The following is an 18,111-nucleotide window of genomic DNA, read 5'->3' on the forward strand; positions in this document are numbered from 1 at the left end:
CGGGCCACCGATGGGCCAGGACTCCCCTCCCCGGTGCGCCGGCTGCAGCGCTCCGCTCCCGGAGAACGCCCGCTTCTGCCCCTCGTGCGGCCAGCTCGTCACCGCGCCGGATCCCAGCCCCGCCCTCGCCGCGACGGCGTTCCCCGCGACGCAGCTCGGCGCCGTCGGGCTGCCGCCAACCTCCCTGCCGCTGCCGCCGGTGCGGCTCTTGCCCGGGACGGAGATCAGCGTCTATCGCATCGAGTCGACGCTCGGCGAGGGCGGCATGGGCGTCGTCTACCGCGCTCACGACCGGGCGCGCGAGCGCGTCGTGGCCGTCAAATGCCTGCACTCGAACCTCTGCGGCAACCCGGAGATCCGGCGGCGGTTCGCGCGGGAGGCGCGGGTGCTCCGCTCCTGGAGCCACGAGAACGTGGTCGCCGTCTACGATTTCGTCGAGCGCGATCACCTGCTCGCGATCGTCATGGAGTACGTCGACGGGTCGACGCTGGTGCGGCACCTCGAGCGGTGGCGCGGGCGCATCCCCTTCCAGGAGATCCGCGCGCTGTTCGGCGGCGTGCTCGACGCGATGGACGAGGGGCACCGCATGGGCATCATCCACCGCGACCTCAAGCCCGACAACATCCTCGTCACGACCGGGAAAGACGGCCTCTCCCCCAAGATCGTCGACTTCGGCATCGCCAAGATCCTGGAGGGGACGACGTACACGCTGAGCGGCGCGTTCCTCGGGACGTGCTGTTACATGTCGCCCGAGCAGGTGAAGAGCCCCCACGCCGCGGATCGGCGCTCGGACATCTACTCTCTCGGCGTGACGCTCTACAAGCTGACGACAGGGCAGGTGCCGTTCGACAGCCCCAACCATTTCGCCGTGATGATGGCCCACGTCGCCGACGCCCCGGCGCCCCCCTCGTCGCTGCGCCCCGACATCCCGCCGGCCCTCGACCGGCTCGTGCTCGACGCGCTCTCGAAGGATCCGGCGGGGAGGCCGGGGTCGTGCGCGGAGTTCCGGGCGCGGCTCGACGAGGCGCTCTCGGAGTTCTCGCCCGCCCCGTCGCGGCCCTCGTCCGACGGGCGCGAGCTCGCGCCGACGGTCCGCGAGAAGACCGGCGAGCAGATGATCCTCGTCCCCGGCGGGCCGTTCCTGAGCGGGCAGCAGCGCAGGAAGGTCCACGTCGACGCGTTCTACATGGATCGCACGCCGGTCACGAACCGCCAGTTCAAGGCGTTCCTCGACGTGACCGGGTACCGCCCCGACGACGACGACGCGAGCCGGCTCCTCACCCATTTCAGGCGCGGCGAGATCCCCGCGGGCCTCGAGGACCACCCCGTTGTGTACGTGTCGTGGGACGACGCGCGGGCCTACGCCAACTGGGCCGGCAAGCGCCTGCCGACCGAGGCCGAGTGGGAGAAGGCCGCGCGCGGCACCGACGGCCGGAAATACCCGTGGGGGCGCGCCGAGCCCGGGCCCACGCGCGCGAACTACGACAACCGCGAGGGCGGGACGGTGCCCGTCGGCTCGCTGCCGGGGGGCGCCTCTCCTTACGGCATCCTCGACCTCGCCGGCAACGTGTGGGAGTGGTGCGAGGACTACGACGATCCGCACTTCTATGCGGACGGCCCCTCCCACAACCCGCGCAACACGCGGCCCTCGGATCGGCCGCTGCTCGTGATGCGCGGCGGCTCGTGGATGTACGGCGCGCAGTCGCTCCGCACCTGGGCGCGCACGAGCTTCGAGGCGCACTACCGCTTCGCCGGCGGCGGCTTCCGCTGCGTGCGAACGGCCTCGTCGAGCTGAGGGCGCGGGGCGGCGGCTGCTCGGCGCACGTGCGGCGGCTCGGCGCGGGCTCGGCGGCTCCGCAGGCTCGGCTGTTCGGCGGGGGCGCGCGGCGCACGAGCGCCTGGTCAACCGGCGGCGGCGCGGATAGAACGCCGGGCGCAGATGCAGACGAACAGGGCCAGGGCGAGCGGCGGCGTCCGCGTGCGGCTGACCGGCGTCCGGCGCGTCTTCCCGGTGCTGGACGACGCGGGCCGCGCGCCGGGGGACGGCGCCCCCGGCGTGATCGCGATCGACGGCATCGATCTCGACATCGCGCCTGGCGCGTTCGTCGCGCTCCTCGGGCCCTCCGGGTGCGGCAAATCCACGCTGCTGCGGCTCGTCGCCGGGCTGGACCGCGCCGACGCCGGCGCGGCCGTCGTGGAGGCCGAGGAGGCGCCGGGGGGCGAACGCCGCGCGGGCGGCGCAGGCGGCGCGCGCGCGCCCCTCGCGTATGTCTTCCAGGACGCCCACCTCCTGCCCTGGCGGAGCGTCCTCGAAAACGCCGCCCTGCCGCTCGAGCTCGCCGGCGCGCCGCTCGACGAGCGCCGCGCGGCGGCGCGGGCGGCGCTCGTCCAGGTCGGCCTGGCCGACGCGGGCGCGCGGTACCCGGCCGAGCTCTCCGGCGGCATGCGCATGCGCGTATCGCTCGCCCGCGCGCTGGTCACGCGCCCTCGGCTGCTCCTGCTCGACGAGCCGTTCGCCGCGCTCGACGAGCTCACGAGGAGCCGGCTCGACGACGAGCTCCGCGCGCTCTGGGCCGAGCTCGGCATGACGGTGCTCTTCGTGACCCACTCGATCACCGAGGCCGCCTACCTCGCCGAGCGCGCCGTCGTCCTGTCCCCGCGGCCGGCGCGCGTCGTCGCCGACCGCACGCTTTCGCTGCCGGACAAGCGGACGGCCGCGCTGCGCACCGAGCCCGCGTTCGCGCGCGAGGTGCGCGCGCTGCAAGAGGCGCTGGAGAGCGGCGGGGCGTGAGGCCCCGCGGGTAGAACAAGCGCGCTGTCGGACTCCGGCGCTGCACGACACTCTCGCTATCGAGCGTGGGCAGCGCGATCGGCACTCGCACCCAGGTCACCTCCAACAGCGTCCGTGCGCCGGAGCTCTCGGCCCCCACCGCGGCCGTCCCCACGGCTCGCGTGGCCCGCTCCCCCTCTCCCCCGCTTGCCGCTGACCGCTGCCGCGCGCAACGCCCATCGTGGGCAGAGCTCCCACTCGCCGCACGATCCCGCGCGCGAACGCGCTTCCATGCCGACAGCGCGCTCGTACAATCGCCTCATGCCCACGCGCCCCCGGCGGTTGCTTCCCCGCGCTCTTCCTTGGTTTTTGCTCGCTGCAGCGGCCTGCGGCGATGATCCGGATGTCGCCCTGCCACCCGGCGACGGCGGCGGAGGCAACGGCGGCACGAGCAGCAGCTCGGGCGATGGCGGCGGGTTCGTCGGGTCGATGGCCGCGTCGGGCGGCGCAGGCGGCGAGAGTGGCTGTGAGGGCGTGAGCTGCCGGGCGGACCAGCACTGCGAGGAGGAGGACGGACAGGGCACCTGCGTCAACAACACGTGCGACGACCTCACCTGCGACGCGACCGAGGTGTGCGAGACGCCCCCGGACGCAGGCGCGCGCTGCGTCGATATCGCCTGCCAGAGCGACCTCCAGTGCGCGTTCAACCAGTTCTGCAACGGCACCATCTGCGTCGTCGATGCCTGCACGGCCGGCGAGCGGACGTGCGACGGCAACAGCCTCCAGCTGTGCGTGTCGAACGGCAGCACCGCGAGCGAGCTCTTCACGTGCGGCGGATCGGCCTACTTCGAGAGCACGTGCACCGACGACGGCGCCGGGACCGCCAGCTGCCCCTGCGAGGACGACTGGGACTGCCCCACCTATGCCTCCTGCGAGGTCGGATCCTGCTCCGGCACGGGCGCCGCGCCCACGTGCCTCTTGCCGCCGGAGCCGTTCGCGGGCGCCCTGCCGCAGAACGAGATCCAGTGGGGAGGGGAGAACCGCGCCAACTCCGACGCCGCCAACAGCCCGTTCAAGACCTCGGCGCAGACCGTCATGACGCCGCTCGTCGCCAACCTCGACGACGACAACGGCGACGGGCTCATCAACGAGCTCGACTTCCCCGAGATCATCTTCACGACGTTCTGCGGCTCGAATTTCGGCAAGCAGGGCGTCCTCCGGGCGATCCACGGCGGCGGGCCCCGCAAGGGAGAGAACTACTTCGCGGTGCTCGGCGCGCAGGTCTGGCACGAGGGCGACCCCATCGACGCGCCCTACGCCTGCGCCGACGCGACGCTGATGCCGACCGCCGGGCTGGCCGTCGGCGATCTCGACGGCGACGGCGTCCCCGAGATCGTCGCGATCACCGCCGTCGTGACGGGGTCTGGGGCCACGGAGGTGACGAAGACAGGGCTCCAGATCTTCAGCAACACGGGCGAGACCAGGGTCCTCGTGAACGAGATCTGGACGGGCTACAACGAGCCGTCGCCCGCGCTCGCCAACATCGACGGACAGGGGCTCCCGGAGATCGTGGTCGGGCCGAACGTGTTCACGTTGCGCGTCGACGAGGCGACCCGCGAGCTCTCCATCGTCGACCACTTCAAGGGCGACAAGGCTCAAGGGATACAGGGGTCTCCGACGAACCCGCAGAACCGGCTCGGGCCCATCGCGTGCGTCGCGAACCTCGACGACGACCCCCGGCTGGAGATCGTCGCGGGCAGCACCGCCTATATTCTGCCCCGCCCGCCGCCCGGCGTGACGAGCAGGGCCGGGTGCGCGCCGCCGTACACCGACAAGGACGCGACGGCGTTCTGCGAGGGCAAGCTCCTCGAGCTCTGGGACGGGCAGGCCGTCAACGGCACGGCCGGGATCCCGAACGCGCAGCGCGACGGCCTCTGCGCCGTGGCCGACGTCCTCGGAGAGGACCAGGACGCCGCGCCCGGGCCCGGCAACCCGCTCGATAAGGCCCCGGAGGTGATCCTGTTCAACAACGGGTACTTCTTCGTGCTCAACGGGCAGGACGGCACCATCAAGCGCCGCCAGGTGATGACGGCCGAGGGCACCACGTTCGACGGCGGCGCCCCGAACGTGGACGACTTCGACGGCGACGGCTTCCCCGAGGTCGGCACGGCGTTCGGCCTCCGCTACATGATGTTCGATCTCCAGGCGCCGACGGCCGAGTGCCCGGCGTGGCCCAACGCGTTCACCGACGCGGGCACGGGGCTGCAGGGCAACCCGGAGCGGACCCCGAACGGGAAGCCGTGCACAACGGACGAGGAGTGCGGCGCCCCGGGCGCGGCGACGTGCAACCAGCAGCGGGGCACCTGCGTCTGCTACCACAACGGCTGGCAGCGCTTGACCGAGGACGACTCGAGCCGCACCACCGGGTCGAGCGTGTTCGACTTCAACGGCGACGGCGCCGCCGAGGTCATCTACAACGACGAGTGCTACTTCCGCATCTACGACGGCGTGACGGCCGACGTCCTGTTCAAGGTGCCCTCGCCGAGCCGCACCCGGTCCGAGTACCCGATCGTCGCCGACGTCGACAACGACGGCAACGCGGAGATCGTGTTCGGCACCTCGAACGAATCGACGCATTGCTCGCAAGGCACCGACTACAACAACGGCCTCGAGGTCTGGGGCGCGCAGAACGACCTCTGGGTCTCGGCGCGCCGCATCTGGAACCAGCACAGCTACCACGTGACGAACGTGCTCGAGAGCGGCGGCATCCCCCTGAAGGAGCCCGAGAGCTGGAAGGCGTACGGCGGCCGCGCCTACAACACCTACCGCTCGAACCCGCGGTCGTACGGCATCGCGCCGGATCTCGCGCTGAGCGGCATCCAGGTCTCGTCCCCGGACGCGACCTGCGGCGAGCTCACCGACGAGGTCGCCATCACCGTGCGCGTCGAGAACCTCGGCGATCTCCGCGTAGGCCCCGGCGTCGCCATCAACTTCTACGGCGAGTGGGACACGCCGGACGTTGATGAGCCGCTCTACGGTGACGACCTCGCCCCGCTGAAGTTCGTCCTCCAGAGCAGCATCGAGCCGCACAGCTCGTTGCTCCTCACGGTGCACTACAACGCCGCGCACAACGCGCAGCAGACGCTGCCCGCCCGCGTGCGCGCCGTCGTGGACGAGGACGCCGTCGAGCGCGAGTGCCACGAGGACAACAACGCGCTCACCGCGCCCCTCGACGCCGGCAGCGCGCGCCCGGACCTCCAGATCGAGATCGGCCGGGTGAACACCAACAAGTGCGCCGTGAAGCAGGTCGACGTCCCGACGACCGTCACCAACGCCGGCTCCGCGCCGGCCAGCGACGTGCGGATCCGGTACTACGCGGGCGATCCCGGCCAGGGCGGGACGGCGCTCCACGAGGAGATCATCCCGGGGCCGATCGCGCCCGGGGCGAGCGTGAACCGCACCGCCACCATCGAGAAGTTCCCGTCGAACCTGTCGATCCTGATCTACGCCCTCGTCGATCCGGACGGGGCGATCGACGAGTGCAACGACGGGAACAACAAGGACGCGGCCTCGGACAAGCTCCTGTGCCCGGAGATCAACTGACGCGCCGGCGTCCGGCCGGCGGGCCTCCCCGCCAGCCGGACGCGCGCCACGCCGGCGCCGCGCGCCACGCCGGCGCCGCGCTGACGCGCGCTGGCGCGCGCTGACGCGCGCTGACGCGCGCTGACGCACGTTCACCGGCTCCCGCCCGGGGCGCGGTGCTATGCCTGTGCGCCCCGCCGCGCCGCTGGCGGCGCCCCGCGAGGCGCGCCGCCCCGGCGCGCTGCACCCCGCGCCCCACGCGCCGCGACCCAAGCCCCCACAGCGCCATGCTCGGAACCTCGAACCTCTCGAAATCATTCGGTGATCGGACCCTCTTCGAGGGCGTCTCGCTCAAGCTGAACCCCGGATCCCGCTACGGCCTGGTGGGCGCGAACGGCTCGGGGAAGACCACCTTCCTGAAGATCGTGGCGGGCGACGAGCCCGCGAGCGACGGGAGCGTCAGCATCCCGAAGGACGCCCGCGTGGGTGTGCTCCGGCAGGATCGGTTCCTCAGCGACGACCAGATCATCCTGGATCTCGCGATGATGGGCGATCGCGTCGTGTGGGAGGCGCTCGTCGAGTCGCGCCGCCTCGCGGAGGACGGCGGCGACGCCGGCCGGGTGGCGGACCTCGAAGATCGCATCCGCGCCCACGACGGCTACACGCTGGAGGCGCGCGCGAGCGCCGTGCTCGAGGGGCTCGGCATCCCCGTCGAGGCGCACCGGAGGCCGCTCTCCACGCTCTCGGGCGGCTTCAAGCTGCGCGTGCTGCTCGCGCAGGTGCTCCTCGGCGGCGCGGACGTGCTGCTGCTCGACGAGCCCACGAACCACCTCGACATCCTCTCCATCCGCTGGCTCGAGAGGTTCCTGGCCGGCTACAAGGGCTGCGCGGTCGTCATCTCCCACGACCAGCGCTTCCTCGACAACGTCGCCACGCACATCCTCGACGTCGACTACGAGACGATCACGCTCTACACGGGCAACTACGCCGCCTTCGTCGTCGAGAAGCGGTCGATCCGCGAGCGCAAGCAGGCCGAGATCGCCCGCGCCGAGAAGATCATCGCGGACAAGCGCGCGTTCGTGGAGCGGTTCGGCGCGAAGGCGACCAAGGCGCGCCAGGCGCAGAGCCGGCTCAAGCAGATCGAGAAGATCGAGGTCGAGGAGCTCGCCGACACGTCGCGGCGTTCGCCGCTGTTCCGGTTCGCGATCCAGAGGCCGAGCGGGCGCGACGTGCTCGAGGCGAAGGGGATCTCGAAGTCGTACGGCGCGAAGCAGGTGCTGCGCGACGTGTCGCTGTCGGTGCGGCGGGGCGAGCGGGTCGCGGTGATCGGGCCGAACGGGCTAGGCAAATCGACGCTGCTCAAGATCCTCGTGGGCCGGCTCGCGGCCGACGCGGGCGGCGCGTCGTGGGGGCACGAGGCCCGCGTCGGCTACTTCGCCCAGGATCACCGCGAGCTGCTCGTCGACGGGTCGATGACGCCGCTCTCCTTCCTGTGGGCGGCGTGCCCCGACGAGTCGCCGAGCTACGTCCGCGGCCAGCTCGGCAGGGCGCTGTTCTCGGGCGACGACGTCGAGAAGAGCGTCGGCTCGCTCTCCGGCGGCGAGGCGGCGCGGCTCATCTTCTGCCGGATCATCGTCGAGCGGCCGAACGTGCTCGTGCTCGACGAGCCGACCAACCACCTCGACCTCGAGGCGATCGAGGGGCTCGTCGAGGGGCTCAAGGCGTTCGAGGGGACGGTGCTCTTCGTCTCGCACGATCGCTACTTCGTCTCCGAGCTGGCGACGCGCATCCTCGAGGTCACGCCGAGCGGGCCGCGCGATTTCCCCGGCACCTACGAGGAGTACCTGGCCGGCTGCGGCGACGATCACCTCGACGCCGACACGGTGGTGCTGAAGGCGAAGCGCGAGCACCAGAAGGCGGCCGCGCCTGCGGAGGCGGGCGGCTCCTGGGAGGAGCAGAAGCGGCGTCGCAACCGGCAGAAGGAGCTGCCCGCGCGGCGCGACAAGGTGCTCGCGTCCATCGAGGCGGCCGAGGCGCGGAAGAAGGCGATCCACGACCTCTACTGCAGCGACGGCTTCTTCGAGCGCACCGGACAGGCCGAGATCGCGGCGCTCCAGGCCGAGGACGAGGCGCTCGGCCCGCGCATCGACGCGCTCATGGCGGAGTGGGAGCAGATCGAGCAGGAGATCGCGGAGCTCGGGGCGGTCCAGGCGCAGTGAGGTCTTGCCGGGGTGCCCGGCCCCGGGAGAGGGGGTCCGCCGCGCGGCGCGGGGGCTCGCCTAATGCCCTCTTGTCTTGCGGCTGGCCATGTCGATGCCGACGGCCAGGATGAGGATGATGCCCTTGATGACCGGCTGCCAGAAGCTCTCCGTGTTCATCAGGCTCATCCCGTTGTCGAGCGAGGCCATGACGAGCGCGCCGAGCAGCGCGCCCCAGATGGTGCCCTGCCCGCCGAGGAGCGACGTGCCGCCGATGACGGCGGCCGCGATCGCGTCGAGCTCCATCATCCGGCCGGCGTCCGAGGTCGCGGAGCCGACGCGGGCGGTGAGCACCACGCCCGCGATGCCCGCCATCACGCCCATCAGCGTGAACACGGCGATGAGGTGACGATCGATGTTGATGCCGGAGTAGAAGGACGCCTCGCGGTTGCCGCCGATCGCGTAGAGGTGCCGCCCGAACGTCGTGTGCTTCGCGAGCACCGTGAACGCGGTCGCGAGCACGAGCACGACCAGCACGGGGAACGGGACACCCTCGTAGGAGTTCATCAGGGCGGCGAACGCGAGGGAGAACACGGCGAGCCCGATCCACGGGTAGCGCGCCGTGCCGGTGGCGCGCGCCGCCTTGTACAGCAGCCCGACGCAGAGGATGCCAGCGCCCGCCCAGCCGAGGGTGTGCGGCACGTACGCCTGACCCACGAACAGGTAAGGACGCGCCGGCGAGATGGACACACCGCCTGTCAAGCCCAGGATGGATCCCTGGAAGATGAGCATCCCGCCGAGCGTGACGATGAAGGGGGGAATCCGCAGCCGCGCCACGAGGGTCCCCTGCACGAAGCCAAGGACGGCCCCGAGCAGGAGCGGCAGGATGAAGGCGGCCGGCAGCGGCCAGCCGAGGCTCACGTAGATCATCGCCGATGAGGCGCCGAGCAGACCGGCGAGCGCGCCCACCGAGAGATCGATCTGCCCCGCGACGATGACCATCACCATGCCGATGGCCAGGATCGACGTCACCGACATCTGCCGCGCGAGGAGCGTCAGGTTGCGCGGCGTCACGAACGTCCCATCGGTCGTGATGGAGAAGGCAATCCAGATCGCGATGAGCGAGCCCACCATCGAGAGGGCGCGCCAGGGGATACGCACGCGAAGCTTGGCCTCGCTCATTCCGTCACCTTCCTCGTTGCAGCAGCCATCACGCGCTCCGCCGTCGCGTCCTTCCGGTCGAGGCAGGCCGTCGGTCTGCCCTGGTTGAGGACCAGCACGCGGTGGCTCATGCCAAGCAGCTCCGGCAGATCGGAGGACACGAGCACCACGGCGAGCCCATCCGAAGCGAGCTTGTGGATGAGCTGGTAGATCTCCGCCTTCGCCCCGACGTCGATTCCTCGGGTCGGCTCGTCGAGCAGCAGCACCCGGGGCCCCGTCATCAGCCATTTGCCGATGACGATCTTCTGCTGGTTGCCGCCCGAGAGCTGGTTCGCGAGCGCGAGCGGCCCAGACGCCTTCGTCCTGAGCGCCTTCATCTGCTCGACCGCCGTGACCTCTCGCTCGGCGTGATCGAGGAAGAGCCCCTTCACGAACCGCCGCAGGGTCGCGAGCGTGATGTTGTCGAGGAGGGTCGCCTCGAGCACGAGGCCGTAGCGCTTGCGATCCTCGCTGACGAGCGCGATGCCCGCGTCGATCGCCTGCTCGGGCGCCCTGAACGGCGGCGTCGCGGGCCCGCCTCGGACCGAGATCGCGCCGGTGACGCGGCTCGTCGCAGCGCCGAAGATCGTCGAGAGGAGCGCGGTGCGGCCGGCGCCCATGAGGCCGCCGATGCCCAGCACCTCGCCGGCGCGCACCTCGAAGCTCACGTCGCGCAGCACGAACCGCCCGGGGTGCCCGCCGTCCTCGACCGACCAGCCCTGGACCGACATCGCGACGGGGCCCTCCGGCGGCGGGGGGCAGGGGTAGAGGTTCGTCACCTCGCGGCCGACCATGTACGAGATGACGTTGTCGGGCGAGAGCGCGGTCCGCGGCTGGGTCGTGATCGACTTCCCGTCACGGAGGACCGTGATGCGGTCGGCGATCTCGAAGACCTCCTCGAGCCGGTGGCTGATGTAGATGCAGGAGACGCCGCGGGCGCGCAGATCGCGCAGCAGGCCGAGCAACGTCTTCACGCCGGACTCGGTGAGCGCCGCCGTGGGCTCGTCGAGGACGAGGATCTTCGCGTCCTTGAGCAGCGCCTTCGCGATCTCGACCATCTGCTGCTGGCCGATGCCCAGCTCCTTGATCGGGCGCTCGGGATCGATGTCGAGCCCGACGCGCGCGAGCGCCTCCCGCGCCAGGGCCCGCACCGCGTCCCAGTCGATGAGCCCACCGCGGACGGGCTCCCGCCCGAGCACGAGGTTCTCGGCGACGCTGAGATCGGGCACGAGCGCGAGCTCCTGCGCGATCAGCGCGATGCGGTGCTCCTCGGCGCTGCGCATGCTGCTGAACTGCACGACGCCGCCGTTCAAGCGGATCTCGCCGCCGTACGTGCCTGCGGGGTAGTAGCCGCACAGGATCTTGATGAGGGTGCTCTTACCCGCGCCGTTCTCGCCGCAGAGGGCGTGAATCTCGCCCTCCTGGAGGTCGAACGAGACGCCATCGAGGGCTTTCACACCGGGGAACTGCTTCGTGATCGATGCGAGCTCGAGGAGAGGCATTGTCCTGGGCGCAAGGGGGCGTCAGCGCGCGGCCACGTTCGCCTGGGAGGGGGCTGCGATGCAAGCACTTTGTTGGAAGCGCGCAGAGGATCCAGGCGCGCAGGTCGTCACGCGTCACGCGTCACGCGTCACGCGTGTTTCCTGGGAGGTGCGGGGGGCGAAGAATGTATGAGAGCCCCCGGCGAGGGATCCCGGAGCGACCCGGGCGACGGCGCTCAGTTGTAGAAGCCGAGGTCGTCGATGTAGAGGTCGAACTCGGGTGCCTTGCCGATCTGGAACTGGAGCGAGTAGAGCTTCGCCGCGTCGATCTGCTCGGTGCCCGCCGGATCGCCCCAGCCGCCCTGCTTCAGCTCCGCGAAGGGAATGGTGAACTGCTGCCACTCCTCGGTGGCGGCGAAGGTCTTCTGCCACGCGTCGCACTTGTCTGAACAGGCACCGCCGGCAGCATCCGTCCCCGGGTCGGAGATCATGACGGTCGCGCTCGTGCCGGAGCCCGGGCCGAGCTTCGCCCAGAAGGTGATTCCGGTGTACGCCGAGGCGTCATAGGTGGCCTTGACCCCCTCGGGGCTGTTCAGATCGAAGCCGAAGCCAGCGCCCCACTCTGTGAAGCCCGTCCCCCACGAGCGCGCCGCGTACGTGCTCTGCCCGCGCGCCGGCTCGAGCGCCGTCATCGTGAAAGGCTCTGCCCCGGTCCCCTCCGGATCGGGCGGCGGGGTCTGCGTGGCCCCCTCCGTCGCGTCATTGAAGGTGTACCAGTAACCAACACGCCCGCCGTCGGCCAGGATGGCGTTGTCGTTGTCCTCCATGTCATCGATCATCTCGATCGTCTGGGGGCCGGCGCCCGCGCCCGTCGACGCCGAGGTGCTCGCGGCCGTCGAGGCCGTGGAGGTGTCGGTGCTCCCCGTGCTCGTCGTCGTGGTCGTCGGGTCCACGGTGCCCGCGGAGGTCGTGCTGCCGGCGCTGCCGGCGCCGCCCGCGCCCCCGCTCCCGCTCCCGCTCCCGCCACCGTCGTCGTCGCCGCACGCGGCGAACGCCGCGACAGCCAGTCCACAGACCACCAAGTTAAAAGCACGCAGGAAAATTCTAGTTGTCATACGTTCACATCTCCGTATCTACGTTATTCTAATCAGCGCTCGCTCTGGGCCGGACGTCAATTGAATCGAGGAGCGTCCTGGCGCGGCGAGTATCGCCTGGAAGCTCAGGCCCTGCAACCTTCTTCTTTCCTCGCTGCAATCCATCTTTGTCATCGTTCGCCATCGTTCGCCGTCGTTCGCCCTGGAAGCGAGGCTCGCGCGAATGTCCTTGTTGGGGCCGCTCGCAACGGCGGTGGCATGTTCGGAGCGTCGTTGAGACGTGAGCGCCTGGATCAGCGCGAGTGGCCGCCTGCTTGCAAGGCGCCTTCGCGGGCTCTCTCGGCGAGGCTCGAAGGAGGAAAGATGGCACGGGCGAAGGCTGGCCGGCGAGCGCGCGCCGCGGCGCAGAGGAGCGCGCAGAGCGCGGACCGGGAGCAGAGCGGCGGTGAAGGCGCGCCCCCGACGGAGCAGGAGAGAGCCCCGCGGAGAGAGCGGCAGAGCGCCGCGGCGCAGCGCGCGAGCTGCGCGCGGCTGCCGGGGAGGAGGGGAATCGCGGGGCTGCTCCTGAGCCGGCTGGAGACGGCGGCATACCGCATCTACGAGCGGGTCGCCGGGCTGTCCGAGGAGCGGCCGGCGCTCGGGGTCGAGCTCGCGGCGTCGGCGCTGCGGGCGCTCGGGGCCCGCGCCCCGCGGGTCGTGAGCAGCGTCACGGTGAGCCGCGCGCGGGCGGCGGTCCTGCACGCGCTGCAGGACGCGGCGGGCGTGCGGCGCCTCCTGCCGAGCATCGGGCGCGTGGAGGCCGGCGCGAAGAGGCAAGCCTCGACGATCCGGGCGGCCCGCGCGGGTGGCCCGGAGCGCACGCCGGCAGGGGTCGTTTCGCTCGCGACCGCGCCGGGCGACGGGGGCACGGAGATCAAGGTGGTGTTGCCGGGCGCGCGGCCGCGGGGGCGGCTCGCGCGCGCGGCGGGCGAGCTGCTGGCGGAGCTGCCCAGGCGGCAGCTGCGGGGCGAGCTGCGGCGCCTGAGGCAATGGATCGAGATCGGCGAGATCCCGACGACGGCGGGGCAGCCGTCCGGCCGGGCAGACCGTGAGAGGGAGTGACCATGCGCGCGATCTGCTGGAATGGGGTGGATGACATCGTCGTGGAGTCGGTGCCCGAGCCGAAGCTCATCAGCCCGCACGACGCCATCGTCCGCGTCTCGCTGTCGTCGGTCTGCGGCTCGGATCTGCACCTGCTCCACGGGTACGTCCCGACGATGAAGCAGGGCGACATCCTCGGGCACGAGTTCCTCGGCGAGGTCGTGGAGACGGGCGCCGAGGTGAAGCGGGTGCAGCGCGGCGATCGGGTCGTCGTGTCGTCCATCATCGGGTGTGGGCGGTGCGCGTATTGCCAGCGCGAGCTGTGGTCGCTCTGCGAGAACTCGAATCCTCATCACGTGGTGACGGACAGGGTGTTCGGGGACACGACGGCCGCGATCTTCGGCTACTCGCATGCTTTCGGGGGCTTCGCGGGCAGCCACGCCGAGTACGTGCGCGTGCCGTTCGCGGATCACGGCGCGTTCAAGGTCCCCGACGGGGTGCGGGACGAGAGCGCGCTGTTCGCCTCCGACGCGCTCTCGACGGGCTACATGGCGGCGGAGCTCTGCGACATCCGTCCGGGCCAGGTCGTCGCCGTCTGGGGGTGCGGGGGCGTCGGTCAGATGGCGATCAAGAGCGCCTATCTCCTCGGCGCCGAGCGCGTCATCGCGATCGACCGGATCGCGGACCGCCTGGCGATGGCGAGGGCGCACGGGGGCGCCGACGCCGTGAACTACGCCGACGTCGACGTCCAGGAGGCGCTCCGCGAGATGACGGGCGGGCGCGGCCCCGACGCCTGCATCGACGCGGTGGGCATGGAAGCCGACGGGACGGGCCTGCAGCACGCGGTCGATCGGGTGAAGCAGGCGTTCCGGATGCAGAGCGACCGCCCGCTCGTGCTGCGCGAGGCGATGCTGGCCTGCCGCAAGGGCGGCACGGTGTCCATCGTGGGCGTCTATTCCGGGTTCGCCGACAAGATCCCGCTCGGCGCGCTCATGAACAAGGCGCTCATCGTCAGGACCGGCCAGCAGCACGGACAGCGGTACATCCCGCGGCTGCTCGATCACATCCAGCGCGGCGACATCGATCCGTCGTACCTCCTGACGCACCGGATGTGCCTCGACGACGGGCCGCGCGGATACCGCCTCTTCGAGGCGCGCGCGGAGGCGTGCGTGCGCGCGGTGTTCGCCCCCTGACCCTGGCGAGGCCGCCGCCCCCGACCGCGAGCGCTAGCGCTCCTGCCCCTTCGCCAGGGTCGCCTGGATGGCCTGCGCCCGCTTCATGTGGCTCGCCGTCTCGTCGCGAATGCGCTGGAGCTCCCGCTTCATCTCCTGGTTCTTCACCCTCGGGATGGCCTGCTCGTCCAGCATCCGCAGGGCATGGGCGTGCATCCTCACCTGGATGGCCATGTACGTCTGGTCGAATTTCTCGGCCGGCTGCTGCTGGAGGTACGCCGCGATGATGGCCGAGTGCCCGGCGATCATCGCGCTCGCCCGCGTCGGCTCCGCCTTGATCCGGAGGCGCTGGAGGAGCGCGCTCAGGCGGATGTTCCCCTGGGTGTGGGCCTCGAGCATCTCCCTGGCGAAATCCTTCACCTCGCGCGACCGCGCCTGTTTGCGGGCGATCATCGCAAGAGAGATCTCGACCTTGTTGGCCACGGAGATCACCTTGGCGAGGGCGCCGTCCGACACCTGTGTCTCCTCGGACCGCGGGCTCGCCTCCTCCAGCCGCTGCTGCAGCTGGGAGATCTGCGCGCCCTGATGGACGTGACCTCCACGCCCACCCGCGTGCGCGGAGCTGCCGATGACGCTCGCGGCGAGCGCGGCGATCACCGCGACGCGATGCTTGAAATGATGGCGCATCATGGTGGATTCCCTTCCTGGATTTCCGCGGCGCGCTTCACCGGCCGATCCGTGGATGCCCGCGGCTCACGACGTCTCGAACGTCAAGCAAGCGGCGGACCCGCTCTCGACGTAATCCGAGGGACTGCCCTGCTCATGGCGCTGCGCGCGGGCGCGCTCGCGGGGCGATCGCCGCACACCCGGGGAGTCGTCCCCGCCGCATCTCGGGATTCCACGTCAAACCCATCAAGCTGGCCATCCCCCGTTGAATCGAGCGTGCAACCCGACAAAGGCGCTCGCCTCCACGAAAGGCGCGCTCTCCGGCGGAGGCCCGGCTCCCTCGGCAATCGCGCTCCTCCGGGAAATCCCCTGCCCCCCGAGGTGGGAGGGGCTTGCGGGGCGCGGGTCCCGGTGGTCAAGTGAAGCGTGGAGCGGCCCCGGGCCGCCTCGCGCGCTGGCGAAGAGCTCGCCCGGGGGGCCTCCGCGAATTCGCACATGCCTGACCGCGGCTTCATCCTCACGCCCACGACCCGGGTCGTCGCCGGGTGCCCGGAGATCCACCTCCACGCGGTGATGGAGGACGGCGCGCCGGCGCTCGTCATCGAGGACAGGTTCAGGCCCTACTTCTTCGTGCGCGCCCGCGACGAGGACGTCGCGCGGCGGCTCGCGGATCGCCGCGTCTCTCCGCAGGCGCTCGAGACGCTCGACGGAGAGCCGGTCCTGCGCGTCGAGGCCGCGCTCCCGCGGGACGTCGCGGCGCTGCGCGACAGGCTGGCCGAGGCCGGCGCCGACGCCCTCGAGGCGGACGTGCGCTTTCCCTACCGCTTTCTCATCGATCGCGGCATCCGCGGGGCGTTCGCGGTCTCCGGGCCCTTCGAGCTCCACCCGGGCGTCGGGCGCGTGTACCGCAATCCCACGCTCGTCCCCGCGAGCTTCGTCCCCCGCCTCCGCGTGCTCTCGCTCGATATCGAGACGAGCCTCGACGGCGAGCACCTCTATGCCATTGGCCTCGCGGGGGCGGGCGGCGAGCGCTGCCTCCTCGTCCGCGACGAGCCGGCGCCGGGCGGGCTCCCCGCCTTCGTCGAGCGCTTCCCTGACGAGCGGACGCTCCTCGAGCGCTTCCTCGAGCTCGTCGCGCAGGCGGACCCCGACGTCCTCACCGGCTGGAACATCCCGGATTTCGATCTGCCCGCGCTCCAGCGTTATTGCCGGCGCGCCGGGCTCCTGTGCGCGCTCGGGAGGGGCGATGACGAGATCGCGATCCTGCGCGATCCGGGCTTCTCGCGCGAGGCGCGCGCCGTCCTGCCGGGGCGGGTGGTGCTCGACGGCCTCGCGCTCCTCCGCGGCGCCTTCCTGCGGCTGGACGATTACCGCCTCGAGACCGCCGCTCGGACGATCCTCGGGCGCGGCAAGCTGTTCGGGCCAGACGACCGGGGCGAGCAGATCGAGGCGTCGTACCGCGACGACCCGGCGCGGCTCGCGGAGTACAACCTCGAGGACGCGCGCCTCGTCCGGGATCTGCTCGAGAAGACAGGGCTCATCGAGCTCTCGGCGCGGAGGAGCCTTCTCAACGGCATGCAGCTCGACCGCGTGGGGGCGCAGATCGCCGCGATCGACTCGCTCTACCTGCCCGCGCTCCGCGCCCGCGGCAAGGTCGCGCCCTCGGTGTCGAGGGAGGGGCCGGAGGGAGGGGCGGAGATCGCCGGCGGCCTGGTGCTCGATTCGCTGCCGGGGCTCTACCGCAACATCGTTGTGTACGATTACAAGAGCCTCTATCCGAGCCTCATTCGCACGTTCAACATCGACCCGCTGACGTTCGTCGCCGGGGGCGCGGGGCCGCCGGAGGCGCTCATCGTGACGCCGGGCGGCGCGGCCTTCCGGCGCGGCGAGCCGGGCATCTTGCCCGAGCTCGTCGCGCGCCTCTGGGACGAGCGGGCCGAGGCGCGGCGGGCGGGCGACGAGCGGGGCGCGATGGCCATCAAGATCCTCATGAACTCGCTCTTCGGCGTGCTCGGCTCCCCCGCGTCGCGCCTGTTCTCCCCCGAGGTCGCGAACGCCATCACGCGCGCCGGGCAGCACGTCATCAGGCTCACGGCCGAGGCGGTGCGGAGGGCCGGGCACCGGGTGCTTTACGGGGACACCGACTCTCTCTTCGTCGATATAGGCGAGCCGGACGCGGCGCGCGCCGTCGCCCGGGCCGAGGAGCTCCGCGACGCCCTCTCCGGGTCGGTCGCCGCCGAGATCGCGAGGACGTTCGGCTGCGAGAGCCGGCTGGAGCTCGAGTTCGAGAAGGTCTATGCGCGCTTCCTCCTGCCCGAGCTGCGCGGCGCCGCGCAGGGCAGCAAGAAGCGCTATGCGGGCCTCGTCGCCGGGGAGGGCGGCGACAAGCTCGAGATCGTCGGGCTCGAGGCGGTCCGGCGGGACGCGAGCGCGGTCGCGCGGCGCTTCCAGCGGGAGCTGCTCGACCTGGTCTTCCACGATCGCCCGGTGGAGGGCTTCGTGCGGAGCTTCGTGACGGAGCTCCGCGCGGGGCGGTTCGACGCGGAGCTCGTCTACAAGAAGGCGCTGAGGAAGCCGCTCGGCGCTTACACGAAGACGACGCCGCCGCACGTGAAGGCGGCCCGCAAGCTGGGCGGCGACGCGGGGCGGATCGTGGCCTATGTGATCACGCGCGCTGGCCCCGAGCCGGCGGGCCAGACGACGGCGCCGCCGGACTACGATCATTACGTGTCGCAGCAGCTCAAGCCGATCGCGGACTCGGTGCTGCGGTGGCTGGGCGGGGTCGATTTCGATGAGATGACGGGCGCGCGGCGGCAGCTCTCGCTGTTCTGACCCGGCGCTGGTCGCGCGAGGCGAACCCGGGGGCGG

The 18,111-nt window shown here is 71.4% G+C and carries 11 protein-coding genes; 7 read left to right on the forward strand and 4 right to left on the reverse strand.

What is annotated here, in order from left to right:
* Window positions 1-10: 10 nt before the first annotated feature.
* The 4 genes from WME95_RS30640 to WME95_RS30655 all read left to right on the forward strand — a co-directional run bounded on the left by WME95_RS30640 (window position 11) and on the right by WME95_RS30655 (window position 8,571).
* Window positions 11-1,795, forward strand: coding sequence for an SUMF1/EgtB/PvdO family nonheme iron enzyme (locus WME95_RS30640; RefSeq protein ID WP_437902883.1), 1,785 nt, complete (start codon window positions 11-13; stop codon window positions 1,793-1,795).
* Window positions 1,796-1,939: 144 nt separating this feature from the next.
* Window positions 1,940-2,791 (forward strand): ABC transporter ATP-binding protein, encoded by an 852-nt coding sequence (locus WME95_RS30645; RefSeq protein WP_437902884.1) that lies wholly within the window; start codon window positions 1,940-1,942, stop codon window positions 2,789-2,791.
* A gap of 300 nt (window positions 2,792-3,091) precedes the next feature.
* Window positions 3,092-6,373, forward strand: a complete 3,282-nt coding sequence (locus tag WME95_RS30650; protein ID WP_437902885.1) for a CARDB domain-containing protein — start codon at window positions 3,092-3,094, stop codon at window positions 6,371-6,373.
* A 266-nt stretch (window positions 6,374-6,639) separates the two neighbouring features.
* Window positions 6,640-8,571: an ABC-F family ATP-binding cassette domain-containing protein gene (locus WME95_RS30655; RefSeq protein ID WP_437902886.1), complete on the forward strand. Its 1,932-nt coding sequence runs from the start codon at window positions 6,640-6,642 to the stop codon at window positions 8,569-8,571.
* Between the two features lie 60 nt (window positions 8,572-8,631).
* Here the strand turns inward: WME95_RS30655 and WME95_RS30660 are convergent, their stop codons facing one another.
* From WME95_RS30660 to WME95_RS30670, 3 genes are all read right to left on the reverse strand, one after another.
* Window positions 8,632-9,732: a sugar ABC transporter permease gene (locus tag WME95_RS30660; RefSeq protein WP_437542402.1), complete on the reverse strand. Its 1,101-nt coding sequence runs from the start codon at window positions 9,730-9,732 to the stop codon at window positions 8,632-8,634.
* A complete protein-coding gene (locus tag WME95_RS30665; RefSeq protein ID WP_437902887.1) occupies window positions 9,729-11,252 on the reverse strand; it encodes a sugar ABC transporter ATP-binding protein in 1,524 nt (507 codons plus the stop codon). Before WME95_RS30665 ends, WME95_RS30660 begins: the two co-directional genes overlap by 4 nt.
* Before the next feature lie 215 nt (window positions 11,253-11,467).
* The gene (locus tag WME95_RS30670; protein ID WP_437902888.1) at window positions 11,468-12,346 is read right to left on the reverse strand and encodes a CIA30 family protein; all 879 of its coding nucleotides are present in this window, start codon (window positions 12,344-12,346) and stop codon (window positions 11,468-11,470) included.
* Between the two features lie 342 nt (window positions 12,347-12,688).
* Here WME95_RS30670 and WME95_RS30675 point away from each other — a divergent pair, with 342 nt between their 5' ends.
* On the forward strand, window positions 12,689-13,426 hold the full coding sequence (locus WME95_RS30675) for a hypothetical protein (protein ID WP_437902890.1): 738 nt from the start codon (window positions 12,689-12,691) through the stop codon (window positions 13,424-13,426).
* A 2-nt stretch (window positions 13,427-13,428) separates the two neighbouring features.
* Entirely contained in the window at window positions 13,429-14,598 is a 1,170-nt protein-coding gene (locus WME95_RS30680) for a zinc-dependent alcohol dehydrogenase (protein ID WP_437902891.1), read from the forward strand.
* A 33-nt stretch (window positions 14,599-14,631) separates the two neighbouring features.
* Here the strand turns inward: WME95_RS30680 and WME95_RS30685 are convergent, their stop codons facing one another.
* On the reverse strand, window positions 14,632-15,267 hold the full coding sequence (locus WME95_RS30685) for a DUF4142 domain-containing protein (RefSeq protein WP_437902893.1): 636 nt from the start codon (window positions 15,265-15,267) through the stop codon (window positions 14,632-14,634).
* Window positions 15,268-15,738: 471 nt separating this feature from the next.
* Here WME95_RS30685 and WME95_RS30690 point away from each other — a divergent pair, with 471 nt between their 5' ends.
* Complete coding sequence (locus WME95_RS30690; protein WP_437902894.1) at window positions 15,739-18,075, forward strand: DNA polymerase II; 2,337 nt, start codon at window positions 15,739-15,741, stop codon at window positions 18,073-18,075.
* The last annotated feature ends 36 nt before the right edge of the window (window positions 18,076-18,111 follow it).

This window comes from Sorangium sp. So ce327, from assembly GCF_051530205.1.
Taxonomy (GTDB): Bacteria; Myxococcota_A; Polyangia; order Polyangiales; family Polyangiaceae; genus Sorangium; species Sorangium cellulosum_B.